General features: G+C 52.9%; 17 protein-coding genes and 1 tRNA gene. 13 read left to right on the top strand and 5 right to left on the bottom strand.

Annotated elements, in window-relative coordinates; all coding sequences use genetic code 11:
• Positions 1-52: 52 nt before the first annotated feature.
• On the top strand, positions 53-1,858 hold the full coding sequence (gene rpoD / locus E0F26_RS03940) for an RNA polymerase sigma factor RpoD (protein ID WP_279242749.1): 1,806 nt from the start codon (positions 53-55) through the stop codon (positions 1,856-1,858).
• Positions 1,859-1,895: 37 nt separating this feature from the next.
• Here the strand turns inward: rpoD and E0F26_RS03935 are convergent, their stop codons facing one another.
• Positions 1,896-2,360, bottom strand: coding sequence for a hypothetical protein (locus E0F26_RS03935; protein WP_279242748.1), 465 nt, complete (start codon positions 2,358-2,360; stop codon positions 1,896-1,898).
• Positions 2,361-2,505: 145 nt separating this feature from the next.
• On the opposite strand from E0F26_RS03935, the gene E0F26_RS03930 reads away from it, so the two are divergent.
• From E0F26_RS03930 to E0F26_RS03905, 6 genes are read left to right on the top strand one after another with little or no spacing between them, the layout of a single operon-like run.
• The gene (locus tag E0F26_RS03930) at positions 2,506-3,120 is read left to right on the top strand and encodes a c-type cytochrome (protein ID WP_279242747.1); all 615 of its coding nucleotides are present in this window, start codon (positions 2,506-2,508) and stop codon (positions 3,118-3,120) included.
• Entirely contained in the window at positions 3,098-4,297 is a 1,200-nt protein-coding gene (locus tag E0F26_RS03925; RefSeq protein ID WP_279242746.1) for a cytochrome-c peroxidase, read from the top strand. The genes E0F26_RS03930 and E0F26_RS03925 overlap by 23 nt, the downstream gene beginning before the upstream one ends.
• A complete protein-coding gene (locus tag E0F26_RS03920; RefSeq protein WP_279242745.1) occupies positions 4,297-5,742 on the top strand; it encodes a parallel beta-helix domain-containing protein in 1,446 nt (481 codons plus the stop codon). The genes E0F26_RS03925 and E0F26_RS03920 overlap by 1 nt, the downstream gene beginning before the upstream one ends.
• Positions 5,739-6,944 carry a Coenzyme F420 hydrogenase/dehydrogenase, beta subunit C-terminal domain gene (locus tag E0F26_RS03915; RefSeq protein WP_279242744.1) on the top strand — a complete coding sequence of 402 codons (1,206 nt, stop codon included), beginning with the start codon at positions 5,739-5,741 and terminating at the stop codon, positions 6,942-6,944. Before E0F26_RS03920 ends, E0F26_RS03915 begins: the two co-directional genes overlap by 4 nt.
• A gap of 54 nt (positions 6,945-6,998) precedes the next feature.
• Positions 6,999-7,559 (top strand): acyl-CoA thioesterase, encoded by a 561-nt coding sequence (locus tag E0F26_RS03910; protein WP_279242743.1) that lies wholly within the window; start codon positions 6,999-7,001, stop codon positions 7,557-7,559.
• Between the two features lie 19 nt (positions 7,560-7,578).
• Positions 7,579-8,865 (top strand): NADH:flavin oxidoreductase/NADH oxidase family protein, encoded by a 1,287-nt coding sequence (locus tag E0F26_RS03905; RefSeq protein WP_279242742.1) that lies wholly within the window; start codon positions 7,579-7,581, stop codon positions 8,863-8,865.
• Positions 8,866-8,901: 36 nt separating this feature from the next.
• Here E0F26_RS03905 and E0F26_RS03900 read toward each other — a convergent pair whose 3' ends face one another.
• Complete coding sequence (locus tag E0F26_RS03900; RefSeq protein WP_279242741.1) at positions 8,902-9,279, bottom strand: hypothetical protein; 378 nt, start codon at positions 9,277-9,279, stop codon at positions 8,902-8,904.
• A gap of 154 nt (positions 9,280-9,433) precedes the next feature.
• On the opposite strand from E0F26_RS03900, the gene E0F26_RS03895 reads away from it, so the two are divergent.
• Positions 9,434-9,510 (top strand) — tRNA-Ile (locus tag E0F26_RS03895).
• 220 nt (positions 9,511-9,730) lie between these two features.
• Here the strand turns inward: E0F26_RS03895 and E0F26_RS03890 are convergent.
• Together E0F26_RS03890 and E0F26_RS03885 are read right to left on the bottom strand one after the other, a co-directional pair.
• Positions 9,731-10,615 (bottom strand): Rossmann-fold NAD(P)-binding domain-containing protein, encoded by an 885-nt coding sequence (locus E0F26_RS03890; RefSeq protein ID WP_279242740.1) that lies wholly within the window; start codon positions 10,613-10,615, stop codon positions 9,731-9,733.
• A 187-nt stretch (positions 10,616-10,802) separates the two neighbouring features.
• Complete coding sequence (locus E0F26_RS03885; RefSeq protein ID WP_279242739.1) at positions 10,803-12,569, bottom strand: amidohydrolase; 1,767 nt, start codon at positions 12,567-12,569, stop codon at positions 10,803-10,805.
• A 225-nt stretch (positions 12,570-12,794) separates the two neighbouring features.
• On the opposite strand from E0F26_RS03885, the gene E0F26_RS03880 reads away from it, so the two are divergent.
• Positions 12,795-13,421 carry a hypothetical protein gene (locus tag E0F26_RS03880; protein ID WP_279242738.1) on the top strand — a complete coding sequence of 209 codons (627 nt, stop codon included), beginning with the start codon at positions 12,795-12,797 and terminating at the stop codon, positions 13,419-13,421.
• A gap of 49 nt (positions 13,422-13,470) precedes the next feature.
• On the opposite strand, the gene E0F26_RS03875 is transcribed toward E0F26_RS03880, so the two are convergent.
• Entirely contained in the window at positions 13,471-15,306 is a 1,836-nt protein-coding gene (locus tag E0F26_RS03875; RefSeq protein ID WP_279242737.1) for a putative 2OG-Fe(II) oxygenase, read from the bottom strand.
• A gap of 434 nt (positions 15,307-15,740) precedes the next feature.
• On the opposite strand from E0F26_RS03875, the gene E0F26_RS03870 reads away from it, so the two are divergent.
• The 4 genes from E0F26_RS03870 (at position 15,741) to E0F26_RS03855 (ending at position 22,417) form a co-directional block, all read left to right on the top strand.
• The gene (locus E0F26_RS03870) at positions 15,741-18,752 is read left to right on the top strand and encodes a TonB-dependent receptor plug domain-containing protein (protein WP_279242736.1); all 3,012 of its coding nucleotides are present in this window, start codon (positions 15,741-15,743) and stop codon (positions 18,750-18,752) included.
• Between the two features lie 94 nt (positions 18,753-18,846).
• Positions 18,847-20,007: an aspartyl/asparaginyl beta-hydroxylase domain-containing protein gene (locus E0F26_RS03865; protein ID WP_279242735.1), complete on the top strand. Its 1,161-nt coding sequence runs from the start codon at positions 18,847-18,849 to the stop codon at positions 20,005-20,007.
• 74 nt (positions 20,008-20,081) lie between these two features.
• On the top strand, positions 20,082-20,720 hold the full coding sequence (locus E0F26_RS03860) for an NUDIX hydrolase (protein WP_279242734.1): 639 nt from the start codon (positions 20,082-20,084) through the stop codon (positions 20,718-20,720).
• A gap of 143 nt (positions 20,721-20,863) precedes the next feature.
• Entirely contained in the window at positions 20,864-22,417 is a 1,554-nt protein-coding gene (locus E0F26_RS03855; RefSeq protein ID WP_279242733.1) for a long-chain-fatty-acid--CoA ligase, read from the top strand.
• Positions 22,418-22,428 lie beyond the last annotated feature (11 nt).

Raw genomic sequence — 22,428 nt, 5'->3', positions numbered from 1 at the left:
ACTATAATTGCCCGCTAAATTTTTTCCGACCGTCTCTACTCCGGATCCTTTCATGTCTGATTCGCTACAACAACAATCGCTCTTGAAGCAATTAATTGCCAAGGGCAAAGAACAAGGCTATCTGACTTACGCAGAGGTGAACGATCACCTCCCGCAGGACATTTCTGAGCCCGATCAAGTCGAAGACATCATTCAGATGATTAACGACATGGGCATACAAGTCTTTGAGCAAGCCCCTGATGCCGATGAGTTAATCCTCACTGAGGGAGATCGCTCAGCAGATGAAATCGCAGCAGCCGAAGCAGCCGCTGCCTTGGCAGCGGTTGAGAACGAGGCCGGCAGAACGACAGATCCCGTGCGCATGTACATGCGGGAGATGGGAACGGTTGAGCTTCTAACGCGCGAGGGCGAGATTGTTATTGCCAAGCGCATCGAAGAAGGTATTCGCGAGTTGATGGCCGCGCTGGCGTTTTATCCTCGCATTGCACGAAGGCTCGCCGACGAATATGACGCGGTAGCGAGAGAAGAACGAAAGCTGTCTGACATATTAGTGGGCTACCTTGACCCAGCCGATCATGTGCCATCAGCACAAGAGATCGCAGAGCAGAATGCGAACAACGCCAGCGACGATTCAGAAGAAACCGAAACGGGTCCTGATCCCGTCGAGGCGAAGAAGCGCTTTACCGCATTAAAGCGTCAGTGCACCAAGACTGAAAAGGTACTTGAAGAAAAGGGCTACACCAGCAAAGAAGCCCAGAAAGAAATGACGAAACTGGGTGAGCTCTTTAAGTTCTTCAAGTTAACACCCCGCGTATTCGACCCGCTCGTTGAGACACCCCGAGCCGTACTGGCCGTTGTGCGTGAGTCAGAGCGTGAAATCATGCGGCTGGTTGTCAGAGAGTGCCGTATGGACCGTAAGGAGTTCATAAAGAGCTTCCAGGGTTCCGAGAGCAAGCTCGACTGGATTGATGGCGCGACCAAAAAAGCAGACGTCAATGAGCGACTTGCCAACTACCGCGAAGACATCATCCGACTGCAAAAACGCATCGCCGTGATTGAGGATGAAGTGGGCCTTAAGACGGGTGAGATCAAAGAAATTAATCGCCGGATGAGCATGGGTGAAGCCCGGGCGCGTCGTGCGAAAAAGGAAATGGTTGAGGCAAACCTCCGCCTCGTTATCTCTATTGCGAAAAAGTACACCAATCGCGGGCTCCAATTCCTGGACCTTATTCAGGAAGGCAATATCGGCTTGATGAAGGCGGTTGATAAATTTGAATATCGCCGCGGTTACAAGTTCTCCACGTACGCTACATGGTGGATTCGACAGGCAATTACCCGATCTATCGCGGATCAGGCGCGCACAATTCGAATCCCCGTTCACATGATTGAGACCATCAACAAGCTGAACCGTATTTCCCGGCAGATGCTTCAGGAAATGGGACGTGAGCCCACGCCGGAAGAACTGGGTGAGCGTATGGATATGCCCGAGGACAAAGTTCGCAAGGTCCTCAAGATCGCGAAAGAACCTATTTCTATGGAAACACCGATCGGTGACGACGAGGATTCAAGCCTTGGTGACTTCATCGAAGACGTGACCATCGCAAGCCCCGTCGAATCGGCAACTGAAGAAGGCTTGACCGAGGCGACGAGAGAAGTACTCGGCGGTCTCACAGCGCGTGAAGCAAAGGTGTTGAGAATGCGATTCGGCATCGACATGAACACGGATCACACGCTTGAAGAAGTGGGTAAGCAGTTCGATGTCACGCGAGAGCGGATACGACAGATCGAGGCTAAAGCGTTGCGCAAGCTTCGCCACCCCACGCGCTCTGATTATCTGCGCAGCTTCCTAGACGAGTAAGTTGGGCGGGCGCCGCCCCTTCTTGAGCCCATTTAGCTTAGTGGTATAGCTCAATTCTGTAAGTTCTTCGCAGCTCATCGAGCGGTGTGTCTAACATCGCCTCGCTCACCTCCGAGTGAGGCCATTTGGCTGACATGCGCCGGACACGGCGAACCCAAATCCAGAAAAACAGTGGGGTAAAGTAAACAAAAGCCAATAGGTAGGCTTTGATTCGCCCCCCCAGCATGTCAACACCCTCTTGATTCAACCGCTGAACCTCGGGGTCTCTTTGGTAGGCTTTTATTTCATCAAGCGTAATGGTCGTGCCAAACAAGATCCAAGGCTTCAGTAAAATCTCGCCTTTTAGCGACGTATCACAACCAAATAGCACGTGGGTGAGGTCGTGATCTCTGAAGCTTTTGCCTTTGCGCTCAGATACCTCTGCCACCTCTGGCGCGAAGCGGTAGAGTTCGTCGAGCCCCTCTCTTAGGGTTGCACGACAATCCGGTTTCAAGAATTCCATACCCTACCCCCTGCTGCGTTGAGTTTAGCGCGCTTATCGAAAAAGAACGACTGCCCCTTTTACTCTCTAATTCCTAGTTTCTTTATCCCCGTCATCCTCAGGTTTATACTTGGGACTTATAAATCAAAAGAATTAAAATAATAAGATGAGCCTTACTAACTGGATATGCGCGGCGTTGATGACCCTCGTCGCGGCGACGATGCCAGCTACCGCTGACGACGGCTATCAGACCCATTGCGCACACTGTCACGGCGCGACTGGGGCGGGCAACGATACGCTGGGTGCGCCCAACCTGACTCGCCTATCTGAATCCTATATCAAGCGGCAACTGCAGGGCTTCAAAGAAGGCTGGCGCAGCAAAGATAATCACTACGCGCAGTCGATGACCGCCGCGATTGCGACGCTCGACACGCGAACTCTGAGCAGTGCAACGATGGCCATTAGCGAACTGCCTGACAGCAACGTCATGTCGCCGGTGCCAAGAAATGGCGATGTTGCCCGGGGTAAAGATTTGTACACCGCCTACTGTGGCGCCTGTCACGGAACGGGTGCAAACGGGAACGATGCGCTGGGCGCCCCCAATTTGCTAGGACTTAGTAGTGACTACCTGACGCGTCAGTATGGTGAGTTTGCAAAGGGTAAACGCGGTACTCACCCCAACGACAAGTATGGTCAACAGATGGCAAGGCTATCCAAAGCGTTAAAAGACCCACAGCTTATCGACGACGTGACGGCTTATGTGGTTTCCATCGCTGAGTAAATTTGGCGCCAACCTATTACTTTTGCTTTGGCTGATCTCCGCCGCCATCGCAAAAGGCGAGGCCGGTGAATTCGCTCTAGTCGATAACTGCCCAGCGGGTTTCAAAATTAATGAGCAGTCGGTCTGCAAACTCGACAGCCTCTATAACCATTACGGCTCACCTCACAACAGCGGCGTCGGCGGCCCTCGCGCGGGGCTCCCCGAGCTGCGTGACGGATTCAGTCCGCAGGTAATTGACCTTGGACGTTACCTTTTCTTTGATCCATTGCTCTCAGGCGACAATACAATGGCCTGTTCTAGCTGCCACGACCCTGACCATGGCTTCGCAGACGGCCGAGGTCGCGCGGTTGGCATCAATGGTGTAAGCCTCGATCGCTCGGCCCCCAGTCTTTGGAATATAGGTTTCTTTGACACCTTACTTTGGGATGGCAGTAAAGCCTCTCTTGAAACCCAGCTACTCGGACCTTTGTATGCGTCGAATGAAATGGGTAATACGCCTGAGCAACTGCTCGAAGATCTCTCAAGTAACGAAACCTACCTACGGCTTTTCTCGGACGCGTTCGGAACACCAAACATCAGTCTAAACCAGGTCTACGCAGCACTGAGCGCCTTTGAGGCTTCGCTGATTTCACTCAACAGTCGGTATGATTTCTACGCACATGGCCTGCACAACAGCCTGTCCCCGAGCGAGTTAGAAGGCCTCAACGTCTTTCGCTCATTTGTCTCTCGCTGTGGGGAGTGTCATACACCCCCGCTCTTTAGTAATCAGGAAATCGCCATTATTGGCGTCCCGGAGCCAGAAGGCCGACCCTTTGACCCTGGAGCCGGCGCAACATCAGGCATACCCAGCCAGCACGGTGGCTTCAGGGTGCCGAGTCTTCGTAACATTGCAAAAACGGCGCCTTATATGCACCAGGGAAACTTTAAGACCCTGCGCGATACCGTGGCGTTTTATAACGGGGGTAGAGGGCATGCAGTGCCAAAGGACGAGAACCTCCTGATCCATTGGCATATCTGGGAACCCAATCTGCGTGACGAAGAACTCGACAGATTGGTCGATTTCCTCCACGCTTTAACCGATGAGGGTTTTATGCCCCGCATACCTGAGCGCGTTCCGTCCGGCCTGACGCCAGGGCGAGTAATAAACGATCAAAAGCTGACTTCGAGGTCACAATAATGAAAATAAAACTCAGCCTATTTTTATGGATTCTGATGGCGTCGCTACCGACAGGGGTGGCACAAGCCGCTACGCTCGAAGTGAAAGAAGGCGAGTCGATCCAGGCAGCAGTCACGCAAGCAAAAGCTGGGGACACGATCAGGGTTTACCCGGGCACCTATAACGAGACGGTGTTCGTCGATAAGGACGATATCTCATTGATTGGTGTCGTTGAGGACGGCGAGTGGCCACATCTCGATGGCGAAAAAGTGCTTAACGATGCCATTTTGTATTCGGGAAACGGCTTCAGCGTCGAGTGGTTCAAAATCACGAAGTACAAAGGCAATGCCATCATGGGGCAGTCGGGAAATAACTTCTCGATCAGAAACAACTGGGTCATCGATACCGGCCTTTATGGCATTTTCCCCGAGTTCGGTCATAACGGTCTTATCGAGAACAACATACTAAGCGAAATTGAGGACGCCGCCATCTATGTCGGCATGTCTGACTACATCGATGTTCGAAACAATCAGGTATTCGATAACGTAGCGGGTATCGAAGTTGAAAACAGTCGGCATGTTCTCGTCGAAGGCAACGTCGCCAGAAATAATACTGGTGGGATATTGGTCTTCATCACCCCAGGCCTACCCATTAAGTCATCCTATGACGCCGTTATCCGTCGTAATTTTGTAACCAGCAACAACACGCCCAACTTTGCGATCCCCGGTTCATTGGTCGCAGGTATTCCGTCGGGCACCGGTGTCCTTGTGATGTCAGGAGATCGAGTCATCATCGAAGACAACATCATCACGGGAAATAATACAGGCGGCATCATTGTTACCAGTGGTGACTTTGTCACCGAAGTGGCCAGTGACCGCGATTCAGACCCGCACTCTGACAATGTCGAGATCCGCAACAATGTGATGTTCGATAATGGTAACGACCCCGATGGAGAGATGAAGTTGTTGATGCTGAGTAAGTTCAGCACCAAAGGTCCGGACATACTGGCCTATCAGAGCGCCGCCGATAAGGCGCGTGGCAGCTGTATCTCTCGGCGAGAGGCCTACCGGTCTTACGGTCTTGAGGAATGGGCCGACTGTGATGCGCCTACCGTACGCGCCGCGGACGCGGTAGCGACGGCAGACGATATAGGGACATCGCGGCAGCTCATCACGAAAATGTTAGAGGCACCCGCTGATCCAAGGGTAATTACAGCAGATGCGAACGGTGCCGAGGTTGTCTATAACGGCATCTGTGCAGGCTGTCATGCCTACAACGTACGTCTGATCGGTCCACCTGCGCTTGTGATTCAGGCGCAGTACGGTGATGACGCAGAAGCGCTCGCCGAGTATGTGGCGAACCCCGTAAAACGACGGCCAGACTTCCCTTCCATGCCGCCTCAAGGACATGTCTCTGAGGATATGCGCTTACTGGTCGCGAAATACATGTTGGGTCTAGACGGATGACCCTCATAGCGGTGCAGGAACAAGACGTCGCACCGCATCGTAAGCTTTGCACGGATTGCGGTATCAGCCGCACCAGCGATCCCGGTCGCTGTGGTTATGCCTGCCAATTTATCAATCCCGATTACGCCCGGCTTGAGAGTGCAGTGCACGGTCGCGTGCGTCAGACCGACGGTGAGATCGAACCCTTCTTTGGTGTTATCCAGGAAATGCATCAAGCAGCGCTCAAGCCACGACGCGACGGCGCCCAGTGGACAGGAATTACCACACGACTGGGTGAAGCTTTATTAACCTCTGGTGAAGTATCGGCCGTTCTCTGCGTGGGACCTGACGAACACGACCCTTGGAAGCCCGTGCCGCGACTAGTCACAGCGGCCGAGGACATGGCGAGTTGCCGCGGTATGCGCATGGGATACGCGCCGCTTCTGGAACAATTAGAGCCTGCCATCGCCGCGGGTCATAAGCGACTTGCTGTTATCGGTATACCTTGTCAAATCTATGCACTGCGAGCCCTCGAGAACGAACTGGATTTAGAGCATTTAGTGGTTATCGGGACACCCTGTTCGGATAACACTACCACGGAAAATTTCCACGAGTTTTTGTCACTTCTCGACGACAACCCGGAGCGCATTAACTACTTGGAGTTTATGCCTGACTTTCACGTAGAGCTGCGGTTCCACGGTGGAAAGACACGGCGCATCCCTTTCCTCCAGCTGCCGATCGCTGACTTGAGAGATGATTTCTTTCCTCTCACCTGTCGCACTTGTGTTGATTACGTCAACACGCTGTCTGACATAACCGTTGGCTACATGGGCGGCCGCGGTGAGCAATGGCTGTTGGTGCGCAACCAGAAAGGTCAAAACGCCCTAAATTCAATTCGTTCAGAGCTGTCGTTAAAAGCGCCCTCGAGCGGAGGTAAACGCCATAGCGCAGTGAAGGGCTTCATTGAAAATACCCGCCGCGCGACAGGTGGACTTCCGCTTCGACGAATGCCGCAATGGCTGCGTCCTATCGTAGGTAAAATAATGCCGCTTACCGGTCCCAAAGGACTTGAATTCGCGCGCACGCGGTTGGAGATGAAGGCCGCTGAGTCGATACTTCACCTGCGCCGCGCCGCACCCAAGCGACTTCGTACGATGGTGCCGGCACACGTATGGAAGCTAGCTGAGCCCTATGGGCTCACTCCAAGTGAGGATGAGCGCTGATCCAGACCTCAACCGGGTCGGTAAAAACAGCTCTATCCTCGCAAGGAATCCATCGTGGAAGGACACACAGTCGCTTACTCGCAGAGTACTATTATTGAACTTATGGTGCCGAGTTACGCCAACTTTGGTGGCAAGGTTCACGGCGGAACACTCATGTCGTTAATGGACAAGGTGGCCTACGTTTGCGCCAGCAAACACGCGGGAAACTACTGCGTCACAGTCTCCGTCGATAACGTAGAGTTCCTACAGCCGGTGGAGGTGGGCGAAGTTATCAAACTCATGGGGTCAGTCAACTATGTGGGACGTAAGTCGCTCGTGGTCGGCATCAAAGTCGTTGCCGAAGATTTGCAGGCAGGTGTGAGTAAACACACGAACACGTGCTACTTCACCATGGTGGCAAAGAGTCCCGACGGCAAGACTGCAGAGGTGCCGGCCCTCATCTTGAAAACACAGGATGATGTGCGCCGATATTTGAGCGCACTTCAGCGCAAGCGCCTGCGTACTCAAGATAACGAGTTCATGGATAAATATCGGCAGAATTTCGTTTATGATCTTGCCTCGGCAGAGTTACTGCAGGATCAACGCTGTCATGTGACCCTCGAACCCGAAGAATAATGAGACTCAGGAGATAAACATGCTCGACCAACCCCTCACACTGCCATGCGGTGCGGTGGTACCCAACCGTCTATGCAAGGCGGCTATGACAGAGGGTTTGGCTCACCCCGATGGAACGGCCTCCGAGGAACTGGAGCGCCTCTACGGAATATGGAGCGATGGCGGTTCGGGCATCTTACTCTCTGGCAATATTCAAGTGGATGGTGACCATCTGGAACGCCCAGGGAACGTCATAGTTGACGGCAAACTCTCTACGAGCGCCTTCAAAGCCCTTGAGAAAATGGCATCGGCGGGCACGCGTCACGGCAACCATTTGTGGGCTCAGATTAGCCACGCAGGAAGACAAACTCAGAAAATTGTTAACCCCTCGCCAAAGGCGCCTTCCGCCGTGCGACTGCGACTGCCACAGAGTCAGTTTGGTGAACCCGTCGCACTCACATCGGAAGAGATCACAACCCTAATTGATCGCTTTGTAGACTGCGCTGTCACCTGCAAAGAAGCAGGCTTTACCGGTGTTCAATTTCACGCCGCACACGGTTATTTACTCTCTCAGTTCTTAAGCCCCCTTACCAACCAGCGGGACGACGAGTGGGGTGGCGAACTTGAGAATCGTGCTCGTGCACTCGTCTCAGTCGTAACGAAAGCGCGAGAGGCATTGGGAGACGACTTCCCAATTTCGGTAAAACTCAATAGCGCCGATTTCCAAAAAGGCGGATTCGACTTCAATGACTCGTTAACCGTTGCCCAGTGGTTAGCTGAGGCGGGCGTTGACTTACTAGAAATCTCGGGCGGAACTTACGAGCAACCGCGGTTACTTAATCTCGATGGTGTTGAACCCATTGAAGAGCAGTCGTTGGCGCGCAGCACGCTTGCGCGCGAAGCGTATTTTGTCGATTTTGCAAAGGCAATGCGTGAGCAATTATCCATTCCCATTATGGTGACGGGCGGTTTGCGCCGAAAAGAAGTGATGAATCATGTGTTAGAGACCGGTGGTGCTGACATGATTGGCGTGGGGCGCCCCTTGTGTGTTGATGCAGAGGGACCCAACCAATTGTTAGACGGAGCTGACGAGCTGACGCGCTACGAGGACAACCTTTCACTTCTTCCAAGGTGGCTTATGTGGCTCACCAAACTGAATGCGGTGAGGACCATTAATTCTTTCGCAACCCAGTTCTGGTTCTATGAGCAAATAGCTAACATTGGGCGCACAGGGAAACCTGACCCACAGCTTACTGTTTTCAGAGCAACACTGGCTCAACAAAAGGCCGCGTCAGCGTGGATGACGGCTCGAAAAAATCGCGCTTAGTACAGAGAGCGAACTGATGCTTTCAAGACGAAGTGACTAGCGCGCCACGTTCAGCTCAGCCTCGGTAGGCCAAGCATCGACCTCGCCGGTCTTGATGAGGCGATCATTCGCAAAGAAAAACCAAGTGACGACCCGTTCAGTGCCTGTGATCGTATTGCGACGCTCGACACCCGTCGCGGCAAAAGAGTAGTAAGCGTAGGCCACCTCATAAGCCGCGATGGTTCCCACATTGCTCTTGATAGCGCCTCGAGAAATACGTTGTGGAAAAAGGTTTTGAAATTCGTCAAACGACATACCCAAGCGCACTTGCTTTATCTGTCGCTCGTAGACCTCTCGGTCGAGGTCGAACTCAGTCACTGCACAGGAACTAACAAGCCCCAACGTTAGGGCGAAAAAAACCTTGAGAATCTTCATTGTTGTCTTCTTATTCTTAGTTCTGAAGGATTGCCATGCACGCTATCACTTTGTGATTTCAAAGTGAACGGGATATCAAGAAATGACGCTCACCCCGACTTTTTCAGATTTCACCATGTTACACTCGCGACCCCGCAAATTAGTTGCGAATTTGGGGCCCATAGCTCAGTTGGTTAGAGCAGTCGACTCATAATCGATTGGTCGTAGGTTCAAGTCCTACTGGGCCCACCACTTCACTTCGTTTGTGATGGACGTCATCGGACTACCCCAGCCCTCGCGAGACGCTCGGTCGTTCGTCCGGCGACGAGCAGTGCTCGTCGAAACCCCGGTCTCACCCTACTGGGCCCACCACTATCCTTTCGGATTCAGCGCCGAATCGAATTCCCTGATCGCTCTCGCCCATCCATGGGCTGCGCGATCCACCAACATCGTGTTGGCGCCAGCCTCACCCTCATCGGCTCACTACTTTCCTTACTTCATCTTCGGGCATGAAAGGAATAAGTCCCGTCTTGTCTCTAGAGTGCCGACGGCCATACGCATCGCTTAAGCGGATGATGCGGGATGTGCTGATTGTCATCCCATTTGCGATGCGCGGTCCGCGCGACGATAGGGCTATCATTGCTCGGCCAATTTCGGTCGCCTTCACCGCAGCCCCCACTGGTCGGAAGAACCAGTACAGCAGGTCTTGTCCGAGGTGCGCCTCTTCTTTTGTCGGACCAATGTAGTCAGGCCGGTAGGCAATCACACGAAGGTTCGATCCCTCGGCAAAGTTAAATAGCGACTTTTCAGCCCGGATTTTCTCACGCACCCACATTACGCTGGAATCCTCTGAAATATCGCTCGAACTGATGAAGTGGAATGACAGATCAGACGCGGTGTTGATACGGGTCCATAAACGCACGAACTGCATCGGAAAATCGACGTGAATCCGGCCGTAGGTCTCCTCGTCAGCACCGACGGAACTGATACCAATCGCCCAGTAGACAGTATCCACCTCTGCTATCTGCTCTTGGATACTCGCGTAATTGAGGTAATCCATGTGCCGTGTCATCTGTACCTTGCCCGACGCAATACCCTCCTCGATTCGTGGGGTAGAACGACGAGTAATGACATGAATCTTTTGAATATCAGGGTCAGCGAGCGCCGCTTTTAAAATACCGTCGCCTGCCGTACCGCTTGCGCCAAATATCGCTATTACATCGGGTGCTGACTCCCGTCCCTCAAGCGCGTCAACCGTCCGATCTTCAGTTGCAAACATAACGACGCCCGTCAGGTAAAAAAGGGTAAATAGGATTGCAGGCGCAAAAAGGAGCGTTCTTATGGATGGTCGTCTCATGATCAATCACCGCGGATTCTTAAGCGTTCTATTTATAAACTGCTGCTGCTTTTAAACGTCTTCTGGACCGTGACGACCAGCGAGCTTCGCCCAATGGCGAGTGTCACCCATCAAAATCGCGTCCTCACGTTCACCGGCTCGCCCCCTTACATTCTCGCCTTTGGATCTCGGTTTTTTCGCACAGGATTTAAACGGGCCACACCTTAAAGATAATTTTCCCATCGACAATCGTCATTATCGCCCGAGACTTGAGTATTTGCGCGGGTGTCGCTGTCATAAAGTCCGTATCGAAAATGGTCAGATCAGCACGCTTACCGACTTGAATACTGCCTCGATCAATTTCCTGAAAAGCGCTATAAGCAGGCCAAACCGTAAACATTTTTAACGCCTGCGCGCGCGACACAGCAAACTCGGGATGCCAGCCCTCACCTGAGCTGCCGTCTAACCGCTGACGTGTAATGGCGGCGTAAAATTCGATGCGCGGATCGCCGGCTTCCACGGGTGCGTCCGAACCAGCCACTACCGGTATACCTTGCTTGATAAGAGGACGCCAGGGGTAAGCAAGCGCCAAGCGATCGTCACCAAGCCTCGCGGGCGCAAAGTTTAGATCACCGATGGCGTGACTTGGCTGCATCGACAATGTGACATTCATTCTGGCTATCCTTTCCTGGTCTTGCGCTGGAATGATTTGCGCATGCTCAAGTCGCCACCGAAGGTCTGTTTTGGCCCATTCACCCGATGGCAATGCGTCCCAAGCCTCTTCGTACCAATCCAACGTCGTCCTCAGCGCACGGTCGCCGATGACATGCGTCATTATTTGGAGACCTTTTGCCAATGCACCCGCCAAGACGGGCATGAGCGCCTCTTTCGTTGTCCGATTCATAAAGCCAGTGTGATCGGCATCTGCGTACGGCTCCAGCAGTGCCGCGCCGCGCGAGCCCAAGGTGCCATCGATGAAAACCTTTATGGCGTTCAGCGCGATCCAACCGTCCTCCGTCTGCTCGGGTCCCTGCGCGATAAGCGGTCCTGCCTCTGATATCGGCACCGCGACATACACGCGATGCGCCATCTGACCTTCCTGATGGAGCTCCTGCAGCAGATTCAACTCGCGCCACGACATACCCGCATCGTGTGTCGCAGTCCAACCCAGCGAGGCATTGGCCCGCATACCTCGCAACAAGTTGTCTTTGATGTACGTGTTCGTCTCGGGAGGCAAAATTGCACGGAAAGGGTCCATCGCCCGACCCAGTACATAACCCGTAAGCTCGCCCTCGGCATCGCGGTCGAATCGACCCCCAACAGGGTCAGGGGTATCCCGAGTGACTCCCGCAAGCGAGAGCGCTTTCGAATTAACCAGTGCCGACACGCCGTCTGCTCTTGGCATGAACAACGGCTTACTCTCAGTGAATGCATCGACATCCCAGCGCGTTAAAAAACGCTGCTCATCTTCCCACTCGCGCTCTATCCAGCCCCGGCCCATCACCCAGTCGCCTTCAGCGACTCCCTTAGACCACCCGCGTATCTGCGCTACGGTCTCTTCAAGCGTCGCAATCCCAAAAAGGCTCAAAGTCTTGGTTCGGCGCCCGACGCCCTCAAGGTGTTGGTGACTGTCTGTAAAGCCTGGATAGACCGCACTTTCCTTGAGGTCGATCACTTCAGATGCGCCGCACCGCCAAGCCTCCGCCGAGGCGTTGGAACCCACAAAAACAAATGTTCCGTCTTTAATCGCAACAGCCTCAAAACGCTCTATCACCGGCTCGCTTTCATGGACCGTGTAGTCGATGGGGGTATAAACGCGTGCGTTGTGCAAGAGTAAATCAGCACTCTGACACGAAGAGTCCTCACTCACTGCCGATCGTGCAGCGCCTTCTGGTCCCGGTCGTTCGTTGCCACTCGCATTCGCTGATGCGCTGAGGCAATAACCGGCCGTGACCAACAATACATTGAGTATCAAACCTTGACGTTGCGTACGGGGCCATGACGATTTTTTGGCGTTAGTTGAATTGATAATGCCACCTCCCAATTGACCACTCGACAGTCGCGTTTCGCCATCTGACTACCGCCCGCAAGGGCCTTTACAATCCATGAGTGGATTGAACCCATGTATCCGAAAGGCATACATTACACGCTTGAGGATGGCCAATGTCTGACCTAACCACATTCTTTGAGGAGTCTGCTCATGTACACCCACCTAAAACGGATTAGCCAGGACCATCGCTCTGACAAGCCAAGCAGGTCATTTTGGCGATATCTGGCTAAGCTCGCCTTGGTTGCGCCGCTTCTAACCGCTACAATAGCCAGCGCCGATACAGCATACCAACCCCTCGAGCGCGCAATGACCGAAGAGGAGCGCGTTCGATCCGGTGTTGACTCGCTGACGTCTAAACAGCGCCAGTACTTAAATGATTGGTTGAAAGCGCGCTACGGTAAGGCGGCTAGCGTGGATTCACAAGAACGCGTTACTACCCGCACGAATAGTACCCCCAAGCCGAGCAAGCAAACGGCAATCGACGAGGAGATTGAACGGCGTGTGGCAGAGGAGTTAGCCACGCGTAAAGAACAAGACAGTAAAGCCAACGCAAATCGCGGTCCCTTTGATGCGATGCTGACAGGCGATTTCACCGGCTGGCGAGGCAAGACCGTTTTCAGGCTCGACAATGGTCAGATTTGGCGTCAGCGATCGTCGTCACAATACCGTCATCGCGGCGATGATTACCGCGTTAAATTTGATAAAAACTGGATGGGTGGCTGGGAGATGACCGTTGTCTCTAGCGGTAAGTCAGTGCTCGTTTCGAAAGTTAAGTAGATCGCTATTCGGCCGTCTCATGGCAACGAGTGTAAGCCGACTAGGCCTTTCACTCGGTATGCGGAACAATATCGAAGGCAACCGTGATTCTTGGCTGCTTTGAACTAAAGGGTATTGTGCCGTGCCACATATAAGAGGGGAAAAGCACCAGGTTTCCGACTTGGGGCTTTATTGTCCGAATCGGCGGCAAATTCAGACCCAACTTCTCCTCTGGCGCCCCAAACTGAATGTATCCGGCATCGTCACTCGCGCCAGTCACCTCATCCGGGACGGCAATGTAAAGCGCAGAGCTTATCCAGCCCTTAGGGTGCATGTGATTTGTATGAAAACCTTGCGCACTCAGTCGCACTGACCATGCGCCTGAAAACACAATATCTGCAGCCCCGGTATCGACCGTATTTCGTCGCCAAAAGGGATGTTTGCTGTCAGTAGGAAACCGATGAAGCGCATCGACAATCGCAAGGCGAATTTGCTGTTCGAGCTGAGCAATCATCGGGTGGGCAATTCGGAACAAGAAACCATTGGTTTGTGTGCCACCACGCACGCTCTGATCAATCGGGTGCGCACGGGTGTGGTGAAGTGTCTCAAGTACCGCTGCCACCTCAGCGAAATACGCAGAGCGCGAGGAGTAGCCGTTGGGCACGGGGATTTCCACCTCAAAGACCATGTCATTATGGTCCACTAGATCATTTAATCGATCATCACCCATCAAACGCAACGCCGTGCTTTTAAAACCCAGTGCCATTTGATCAAGGGGGCTGTTCTTCAGCACCTCATCGAATAATCGGTCGGCGCGTTGGGGCTCTGACATCTTTAGTAGCTGAATCGCGAAGTCAAATTTGACACCTGCATCATCAGGAAACCGTTTTAAAAGATTCTCGTATGTCGCCACCATTCGCTTGGTATCGCCCGCATCAGCCATGGCTATCGCCTGGAGACTCAGAAGGCGCGGCGTTTTAGGGCTACCTGATGACAGAGCTTCCTCGAGCAGCCGTCGCTCATCCTCTTGCCGATCGAGATATTTGAGAAAGCCGATTGCCGTCTCCCACAATGTGGCATTCGTACGTTCCGATCGAGCCGCTTTTATTAGCTCGCCCACGGGATCACCGGGCGACTTACTTTCAACATGGAGTCGTGTCGCCACTTGATGAAGCGCGATGTCTGAAGGGAAACGGGCAAGCCCTATTCGAGCAAAAGCCGCTGCGTCCAGCGGCCGCCCCTCCTCAAGTAGCGACTCTGCATTGTTGCGATACAAGTCTGCGGACTGAAAACCGAGCTGGCGGGCTCGTTCATAGGCCGTACTTGCTGCCGCGAACTCACCACTCTCGCGGTTGAGCTGACCCAGAGCATAGTGGAGTGAGGGGGACTCGGGCAGACTTTCGAGCCCCTCCTTGATGATGCCAAGTGCACGATCACGATTACCCAGCCGCTGCGCTGCCCCCGCCGCTAATTCCCATGCCGCTGCCGCTTTGGGGGCTAAAGCGATGAATCTTTCAGCACTGACGAGCGCCGCGTCGAATCGTTCCAGCCTCAATTGAGTGGAAGACAAGGCCTGCCAAACACCCGCGGTTTTCGGTGCGAGCTCTGATGCGCGCTGCAAAAGCGCCTGAGCCCGATCTAAGGCGCCGGTTTCACGAAGAAAGTTACCGTAGTTCATCAAAAGATCGACCCGATCTGGGGTTACCTTCAGCGCCGCGTCGAAGGCCACTTGGGTGGTGTTCGCGTCACCCAACTGAGCCGCGGCGACCCCCATCATGTACAAGGCATTAGGCTCTTTGGGTGCGTATGACAAGACCTTCCGACAGGTCGCTATACCTTCCTGAAACTGACCTGCCATGAGTTGGCGCTGTATCGTTTCAAGGTCTTGTCTTAAGTTCGGTTTCATAGCTTGACGTCAGCGCTTGCAAAAGAGCGTGCGGACGCAGTTTTGATGATTACGGTTATACGGCACATGGGCGTCTTCATTCACTGCTTGCGGGTCTTTGTGTCGCTAAGTGTAACCTTAGATTTCACGCTGCGCTCAACACAGGCGAAGGAGCGAAGTCAGTTAACGATTTTCAGAGGAATTCGCGAAAACGCCGCACAGATTAGTGAAACCTCACCAGCCCTCTGGGCAAAAAGTTCAATAACTTTAGTGTAAATAAGTCACATTACGTCTCAAATTACCTAACATTTATCACTAATGACTATCGCGCAATACCCAACATTCGATAAGGTCCCGAGGTGCAGTTGTGCGATCGCACTGCATCGGCGTGCAGGTATACAAAAGGCGCCACAAGGAGTCCTTGAACTTTTATATAAAACTAGGGGAGGTTTCTAATGAAATCTTTTAAAACACGCTACCTCAGTTCTGCGGTAGCCGCGGCAGTTGCTTCAACACTGCCCACACTCGTTTCTGCCCAGGACGAATCAGCTGACCTCGAAGAGGTTGTGGTTACGGGTACTCGTTTGACCAAGTCAAACGTTACTTCATCTGTACCACTCGTGCAGATCGGTGCAGAAGAAATTAACAGCCGTGGTGTTGCTCGTGTCGAAGACGTGGTCAACATTCTGCCAAACGTATTCGTTTCGCAGACAGCGGAAGTTGCAAACGGCGCTAGCGGTACGTCAACTCTGAACCTTCGTGGTTTGGGTTCACAGCGTACACTGGTACTGATCGATGGTAAGCGTCTGCCTTTCGGTAGCCCATTCTCATCATCAGCTAACGTAGACATGGTTCCTGCTCGCATGGTTGAGCGTGTCGATGTCGTAACTGCAGGTGCATCTGCGGTATACGGTTCTGACGCGGTTGCCGGTGTTGTGAACTTCATTACCAAGAAAGACTTCGAAGGTTTTGAGTTCGACTACCAGTACAGCACGAACTACAACGCAAACGACAATGGCTACATGCAAGAGAAGCTCGCGGACGCAGAGTTTTTTGACCCGGGTTCAAACACAGCCGGTGAAGCTAGCCTTATGTCTGTATTGATGGGTGTAAACAGCGAAGATGGCCGTGGCAACATCACGCTCTTCGGAACATACGAAGACATGGAGTCTATGATCGGTCGTGACCGTGACACAGGCGCATGTACTCTGTTCGGCTCTTCAGCTCCCTTCTGTGGTGGCTCATCTAACTTCCGTCGTTTCAACGGAACAATCGGTAACGGCGTTGCTGGTACTGTATTCCAAGAGCTCGACGGCACAATCGTACCAATCGACTTCAGCCGAAGTGACGTGTTCTACAACTACGGCGCGGTAAACCACTACCAGCGTCCAGTTGAGCGTTGGAACCTTGGCGCAAGTGGTCACTACGAGATCACTGATGACGTCGAAGCGTACTTCGATACAACGTACATGAACAACAAGACTGCCGCTCAGATCGCGGAATCTGCGTCGTTCAACCGTCCTTTCCAGACCAACTGTGACAACCCATTGCTTGCAGGCGGTGCTGGTCCAAACGGTGACGGTATTCGTTTGGGTGACATCACAGGTACATTCGATGACAACGGTGACTTCATCAGCTGTCTCGATTGGATGGCCGCTGGTAATGAGTCTATCGATGTTCAGTTCATTAACTCGCACCGTAACGTTGAAGGCGGTCCTCGTGTAAGTACTTACGAGAACAGCTCATGGCGTGCAATCTTCGGTTTCCGTGGCGACATCAACGAGAACTTTGCGTTTGATATCTTCGGCCAGTTCGCTGCGACTGAAGGTACACGTATCTCTCAGAACGATTTGAACTTCAACCGTGTACAGCAAGCGTTGTACGTTACTGGTACCTTCGACAACCCCGTTTGTCGTGACACCAGCGGTGGTTGTGAGCCATGGAACATCTTCACACGTAACGCTGACGGTTCAACTGCGGTCACTGACGAAGCAGCTGCGTTCATCGCAGGTGTTGGTATCGTAACCGGTGAAACTGAGCAGACAGTCTTTGGCGGCACCATCGAAGGTGATCTCACTAGCATGGGCTTCAAGAGCCCAATGGCGGACTCCGGTCTGTCTGGTCTGATCGGCTTCGAATACCGTGAAGATATGCTGGCTCGTTTGTCAGATGACATCTCCAAAGTATCAGGCGGACGTGGTCTGACTGGTACCGGTGGTGCGACTCTGCCAATCGCCGGTGAGATTGAAGTTGAAGAAGTGTTCATGGAGATTTCATTGCCGCTCATCACGGGCGCGCCAATGGCTCAAGAACTCGGTCTGACAGCAGGTTATCGTTACTCTGATTACACAACTAACGGTAACGGCGTTTCTAACTCGTTCGACGCTGACACTTACTTCGCTGGTATCAGCTGGGCACCAAACGACGAAGTTCGCTTCCGTTTGAACCAGTCTGTTGCGATCCGTGCGCCAAACGTGTTCGACCTCTACGTAGGTATCAACACTGGCCTTGTTGAGCTAGCACCTGTAAACGGTGACGGTGACCCATGTTCAGGACCTACGCCTTCTGCTTCACAGCAGGCGTGTGCTAACACAGGTCTTTCTGCATCGCAGTACGGTACAGTTGACCCAAGTGCGGCTGGTCAGTTCAACCTGATCACGGGTGGTAACCCTAACCTTGTTGCTGAAGAAGGCGAGACAACTACCTTCGGTGTTGTTATTACGCCAAGCATGATCGAGAACCTCTCTATTGCCATCGACTACTTCGACATTGAAGTAACCGACGCAATTGGTTCAGTTCCTGCGCAGACTTCATTGGATCGCTGTCTTGAGACAGGTGACCCAGCGTTCTGTGGGAACATTCAGCGTGATACAGCAGGTACTCTGCACTTACTCAACGAAGCACCTGACGGTGGCCTCGCGGGTATTAGTACACAGAACGTCAACGTTGCTACATTCGCAACTGAGGGTGTCGACCTTAACGTAACCTACTCGTACGACTTGAACGACATGGGTACGCTTAACTTCGATTACGCGGCGACGTTCCTGGATACCAACTACTCGATTGCTATCCCAGGTGATAACAAGGTTGAGTGTGCTGGCGCATACGCAGGTCCATGTGGTCTGCCTGCTCCTGAGTACAATCACCGCTTCCTCGCGACTTGGGTAACGCCATACGACGTTGTTGTTTCGGCAACATGGCGTCACATTGGCGAGACTGACCTCTACGGATTGGAAGATCCACAGGGTTACCTCGAAGACGCAATGGAAGAGCGTAACTACCTCGACTTGTCGGCAACATATGACGTCAATGAGAACGTAAGCGTACGCGTGGGCGCACAAAACGTCTTGGGTGATGATGCTCCTGTAACTACCTCTTCAGGTACGGGTACAGGTAACAACAACACTTACCCAGGTCTGTTTGATGTGAGCACATACCTGTTCGCAGGTGTAACCGTTAAGTTCTAAACAATCGTTTAGTACCTAACAGAAAAAAGGGGGGCGAAAGCCTCCCTTTTTTTTGCATAATTAACGCCGTTAATTTCTCACTTTGGAAACCATCATGAGCCGTAACCCATTATCAATGACGGATCCTCAAAAATGTCTTGGGGAAGCTATTGTCATCTTGCGCGAAAACCAGCCTGAAGCGGCCCGGAATCTAGCGCAACGAGCCGTCGAATTGGGGCTCGACGATACAACTGTTTGGGGCGTGATCGCTCTCGCTAATCGTGACCTTGCTGACTATGAAAATGCGCAACTCGCGGCCGACCGTGCCATTGCGCGTGACCCTCGAAATGCACGCGCATACATTGTCAAAGCAGACGTCTTCTATGCTCAAGAGAATATGAAAGCAGCTGCCGCGTTTTATCGGCAAGCCCTCATCATTAATCCGCTGCACCCCGATATGGTGCAAGAGATACGAGTCGAATTCTTACGGGCGCAAACCCGTGTCCAAGCGCTGCAACAAGCCTTTGCAGACCATATGACGCGAGAAGTTCAACCTCTGCTGGACGAGGCACAGAGCACACCGCGCATGCAGGCAGCGGTCGATCTCTTGCTTGGTAAGCGCAAGCAATACTATCCGCAGCCGCGCCACATTATGTACCCCGGATTACCCATCCATGAATTTCATCCACGCGAGTCTTTCCCATGGTTAGAAACGCTCGAAGGGCAAACAGAGGCCATCCTCGAAGAGCTGAAGGGCTTGATCAGCGGAGGTAGTACTTTTAACGCTTATCTGGAAAGCAACACAGACCGCCCCGCCTTCGATTCTCACGGCATGGCGGACAACGATGATTGGGGCGCCCTCTATCTGTGGCGCAACGGAGAGCCTGTGCCCGAGAACCAAGCTCTCTGCCCTGTGACAACGGCCGCAATGAATGCGCTACCGCTCGTCTTTTCGGGCCAGCGATGCCCCAACATTTTATTTTCACGTCTTCGCCCAGGGGCCAAAATCCCCCCTCACAACGGCATGATCAACACACGTTTAATTGGCCACCTACCACTCATTATCCCGGAAAACTGCGGGTTTAGAGTTGGGAATACCACACGGTCTTGGAACGTCGGTGAAGCCTTCCTCTTTGATGACACAATCGAGCACGAAGCGTGGAACGATTCAAACGAAGATCGATTTGTATTGATCTTCGAAGTCTGGCGCCCAGAACTGACTGAGGCCGAGCAAACACTGGCAACACGCATGTTAACGGCAGTAGACAGCTATTAAAGGCACGTCTGGGGGCGTACGGCGCAACAAAACGTCGTCTTGGCGGATGACTAGATGGCAGTGGAGTTTGGATAGTGGCTACACCACTTACTCGATTCGCGTACGACGAGCGTCTTCGCGATTATGCCCGTGGGCAACTCGCGAGCTTTGAGAGGATCGCCCAGCCACTGGGTGACTTAAAAGCGGCAGCGGTGGCGGTGGTGCTCAGCTCTTATGATGGATTAGGTTCAGTCCTTCTCACGCGACGAGCCAAGTCACTTCGAGCTCACAGTGGTCAATGGGCTTTGCCGGGTGGTCGCTTGGATCCGGGAGAAAGTGCCATGGACGCGGCACTTCGTGAGCTCGAGGAAGAAGTGAATCTTTTACTCCCAGCAAACAGTATTCTTGGGGTGCTCGACGATTACATCACGCGATCCGGGTTTCGAATTACACCCGTGGTGGTGTGGGCTGATCGCGACACACGTGGACTCAAACCCAACCCTAGCGAAGTAGCTTCAATACACAGTGCAACGTTTTCAGACCTCGCCAAGGATCATGTTGCCAAGTTCCATGTAAACAGTGATGAAGGTACCGAAATTCTCTCACTACAACTGACCCTTGATCAGATATTTGCGCCTACCGCCGCAGTCCTTTATCAGTTTCGTGAAGTGGTTTTGATGGGAAGAGACACGCGAGTAGCACACTACGATCAACCCCCCTTCGCGTGGCGCTAAAATAATACCAGTCGCCCTTTACCAAAAGATCGCATTGCGTGACGGGTGCAGGGCTAGCAGCGATTGACGTAGAACTAATCAATGAATAGCTTTAATGCTCGAATAATAAAAATGTTAGAGCGGCAAATAGGAGTTTCCCGTCCATGATTTCACTTCAGTCACTCATAGAGCGCGCAGCTCGCCTCAATGGTGAGAGCGTGGCCACCTGCTATAAAGGGAATGAGAGAACTTGGAACACAACAGCGCAACGCGTTGGCGGCCTTGCTTCAAGTCTTCAAAGTCTTGGCTTGTCGCCGGGGGATCGTGTCGGAATTCTGAGTCTTAATAGCGCTAACTACTACGAAGCGCTCTTCGCCATTCCCTGGGCAGGACTGTGTGTCGTACCGTTGAATACGCGATGGGCGGTACCGGAAAATGAGTACGCTATTTCTGACTCCGGAACACGTGTTGTCTTATTTGATGACGCCTTCACTGAACAGGTAAGGGAGTTACGGGAGCGGGTTAATAGTCTCGAGCAGTGTATTTTCATTGGCGAGGGAGACTGCCCAACCTGGGCTCTCGATGCAGAAACCCTCATTCGTGATCACCCCGTCTCTACGCCGTCATCGCGGGGCGGCGAGGAGATGGCGGGCGTTTTCTACACGGGTGGTACAACCGGTTTTCCAAAAGGCGTGATGCAGTCGCATTGGGCTATATGGGCTAGCGGCATGGGCTCACTACCCATGTTTGGTATGGATCGCTCCTCTCGCTATCTCCACGTTGCTCCTATGTTCCACATGGCAGACTTCGCGGGGGGTATGGCCGCAACGCTATCGGCGGCGAGCAATATTGTCATGCAAAGTTTCGATCCGACAGCGGTCTACCAAACCATTGCCGCAGAGAAAGTCACACACGCTCTGCTGGTACCAGCAATGATTAAGGTGCTGTTAGATCACCCAAATGCTGCGACCGCGGACATGTCGAGCATGGAAAAAATTATTTATGGCGCCTCTCCGATGCCGGCCGCCACTCTCGAGCGTTGCATGGCATTATGGCCACACATTGGCCTTGTTCAGGCCTACGGGCAAACAGAACTCGCACCGGTCGCAACCATGCTCTCGCCTGAAGATCATCGCGCTGGTGGCCAAATCCTGAAATCAGCCGGCAGACCTACGCCCATCAACGACGTGCGTGTGGTGAGTGACGACGGCGCTGATTGTGCCGTTGGCGTGTCGGGCGAAGTGGTTGTTAAAGGCCCCCATACAATGATGGGGTACTGGAACAAGCCGGTTGAGACTCAAAAAGCACTAAAAGACGGCTGGGTTTACACGGGGGATGCAGGACTTTTTGATAAAAACGGCTATCTCTACATTGTCGACCGACTCAAAGACATGGTGGTAACCGGCGGCGAAAATGTCTTTACCACCGAAGTGGAGAACGCCTTAATCAGTCACGAAGCGGTGCAAGATGTGTCTGTTATTGGCATTCCACACGACGAATGGGGCGAGGCCGTCCATGCCATTGTGATACTTCACGCAGGATCGTCAGCGAGCGAGGATGATCTTACTGCCCACTGCCGCGCAAGTATCGCTGGGTACAAGATTCCAAAAAGCTTTACGTTCAGGGACGAGCCTATGCCGCTCTCTGGAGCGGGTAAAGTCCTGAAAACCGAACTTCGAAAACCCTTCTGGGAAGCATTAGATCGGCAGGTCAACTAACCGCTTTCGGG

This window comes from Candidatus Paraluminiphilus aquimaris (genome assembly GCF_026230195.1).
Classification (GTDB): domain Bacteria; phylum Pseudomonadota; class Gammaproteobacteria; order Pseudomonadales; family Halieaceae; genus Luminiphilus; species Luminiphilus aquimaris.
The sequence above is the reverse complement of the archived record's forward strand: the minus strand, read 5'-3'. Positions and strand labels throughout refer to the sequence as shown.

What these genes read in the sequence shown, in the direction of transcription:
- rpoD (WP_279242749.1), top strand. Translation starts at nt 53, where the DNA reads ATGTCTGATTCGCTACAACAACAATCGCTCTTGAAGCAATTAATTGCC.
- E0F26_RS03935 (WP_279242748.1), bottom strand. Translation starts at nt 2,360, where the DNA reads ATGGAATTCTTGAAACCGGATTGTCGTGCAACCCTAAGAGAGGGGCTC.
- E0F26_RS03930 (WP_279242747.1), top strand. Translation starts at nt 2,506, where the DNA reads ATGAGCCTTACTAACTGGATATGCGCGGCGTTGATGACCCTCGTCGCG.
- E0F26_RS03925 (WP_279242746.1), top strand. Translation starts at nt 3,098, where the DNA reads ATGTGGTTTCCATCGCTGAGTAAATTTGGCGCCAACCTATTACTTTTG.
- E0F26_RS03920 (WP_279242745.1), top strand. Translation starts at nt 4,297, where the DNA reads ATGAAAATAAAACTCAGCCTATTTTTATGGATTCTGATGGCGTCGCTA.
- E0F26_RS03915 (WP_279242744.1), top strand. Translation starts at nt 5,739, where the DNA reads ATGACCCTCATAGCGGTGCAGGAACAAGACGTCGCACCGCATCGTAAG.
- E0F26_RS03905 (WP_279242742.1), top strand. Translation starts at nt 7,579, where the DNA reads ATGCTCGACCAACCCCTCACACTGCCATGCGGTGCGGTGGTACCCAAC.
- E0F26_RS03900 (WP_279242741.1), bottom strand. Translation starts at nt 9,279, where the DNA reads ATGAAGATTCTCAAGGTTTTTTTCGCCCTAACGTTGGGGCTTGTTAGT.
- E0F26_RS03890 (WP_279242740.1), bottom strand. Translation starts at nt 10,615, where the DNA reads ATGAGACGACCATCCATAAGAACGCTCCTTTTTGCGCCTGCAATCCTA.
- E0F26_RS03880 (WP_279242738.1), top strand. Translation starts at nt 12,795, where the DNA reads ATGTACACCCACCTAAAACGGATTAGCCAGGACCATCGCTCTGACAAG.
- E0F26_RS03875 (WP_279242737.1), bottom strand. Translation starts at nt 15,306, where the DNA reads ATGAAACCGAACTTAAGACAAGACCTTGAAACGATACAGCGCCAACTC.
- E0F26_RS03870 (WP_279242736.1), top strand. Translation starts at nt 15,741, where the DNA reads ATGAAATCTTTTAAAACACGCTACCTCAGTTCTGCGGTAGCCGCGGCA.
- E0F26_RS03865 (WP_279242735.1), top strand. Translation starts at nt 18,847, where the DNA reads ATGAGCCGTAACCCATTATCAATGACGGATCCTCAAAAATGTCTTGGG.
- E0F26_RS03855 (WP_279242733.1), top strand. Translation starts at nt 20,864, where the DNA reads ATGATTTCACTTCAGTCACTCATAGAGCGCGCAGCTCGCCTCAATGGT.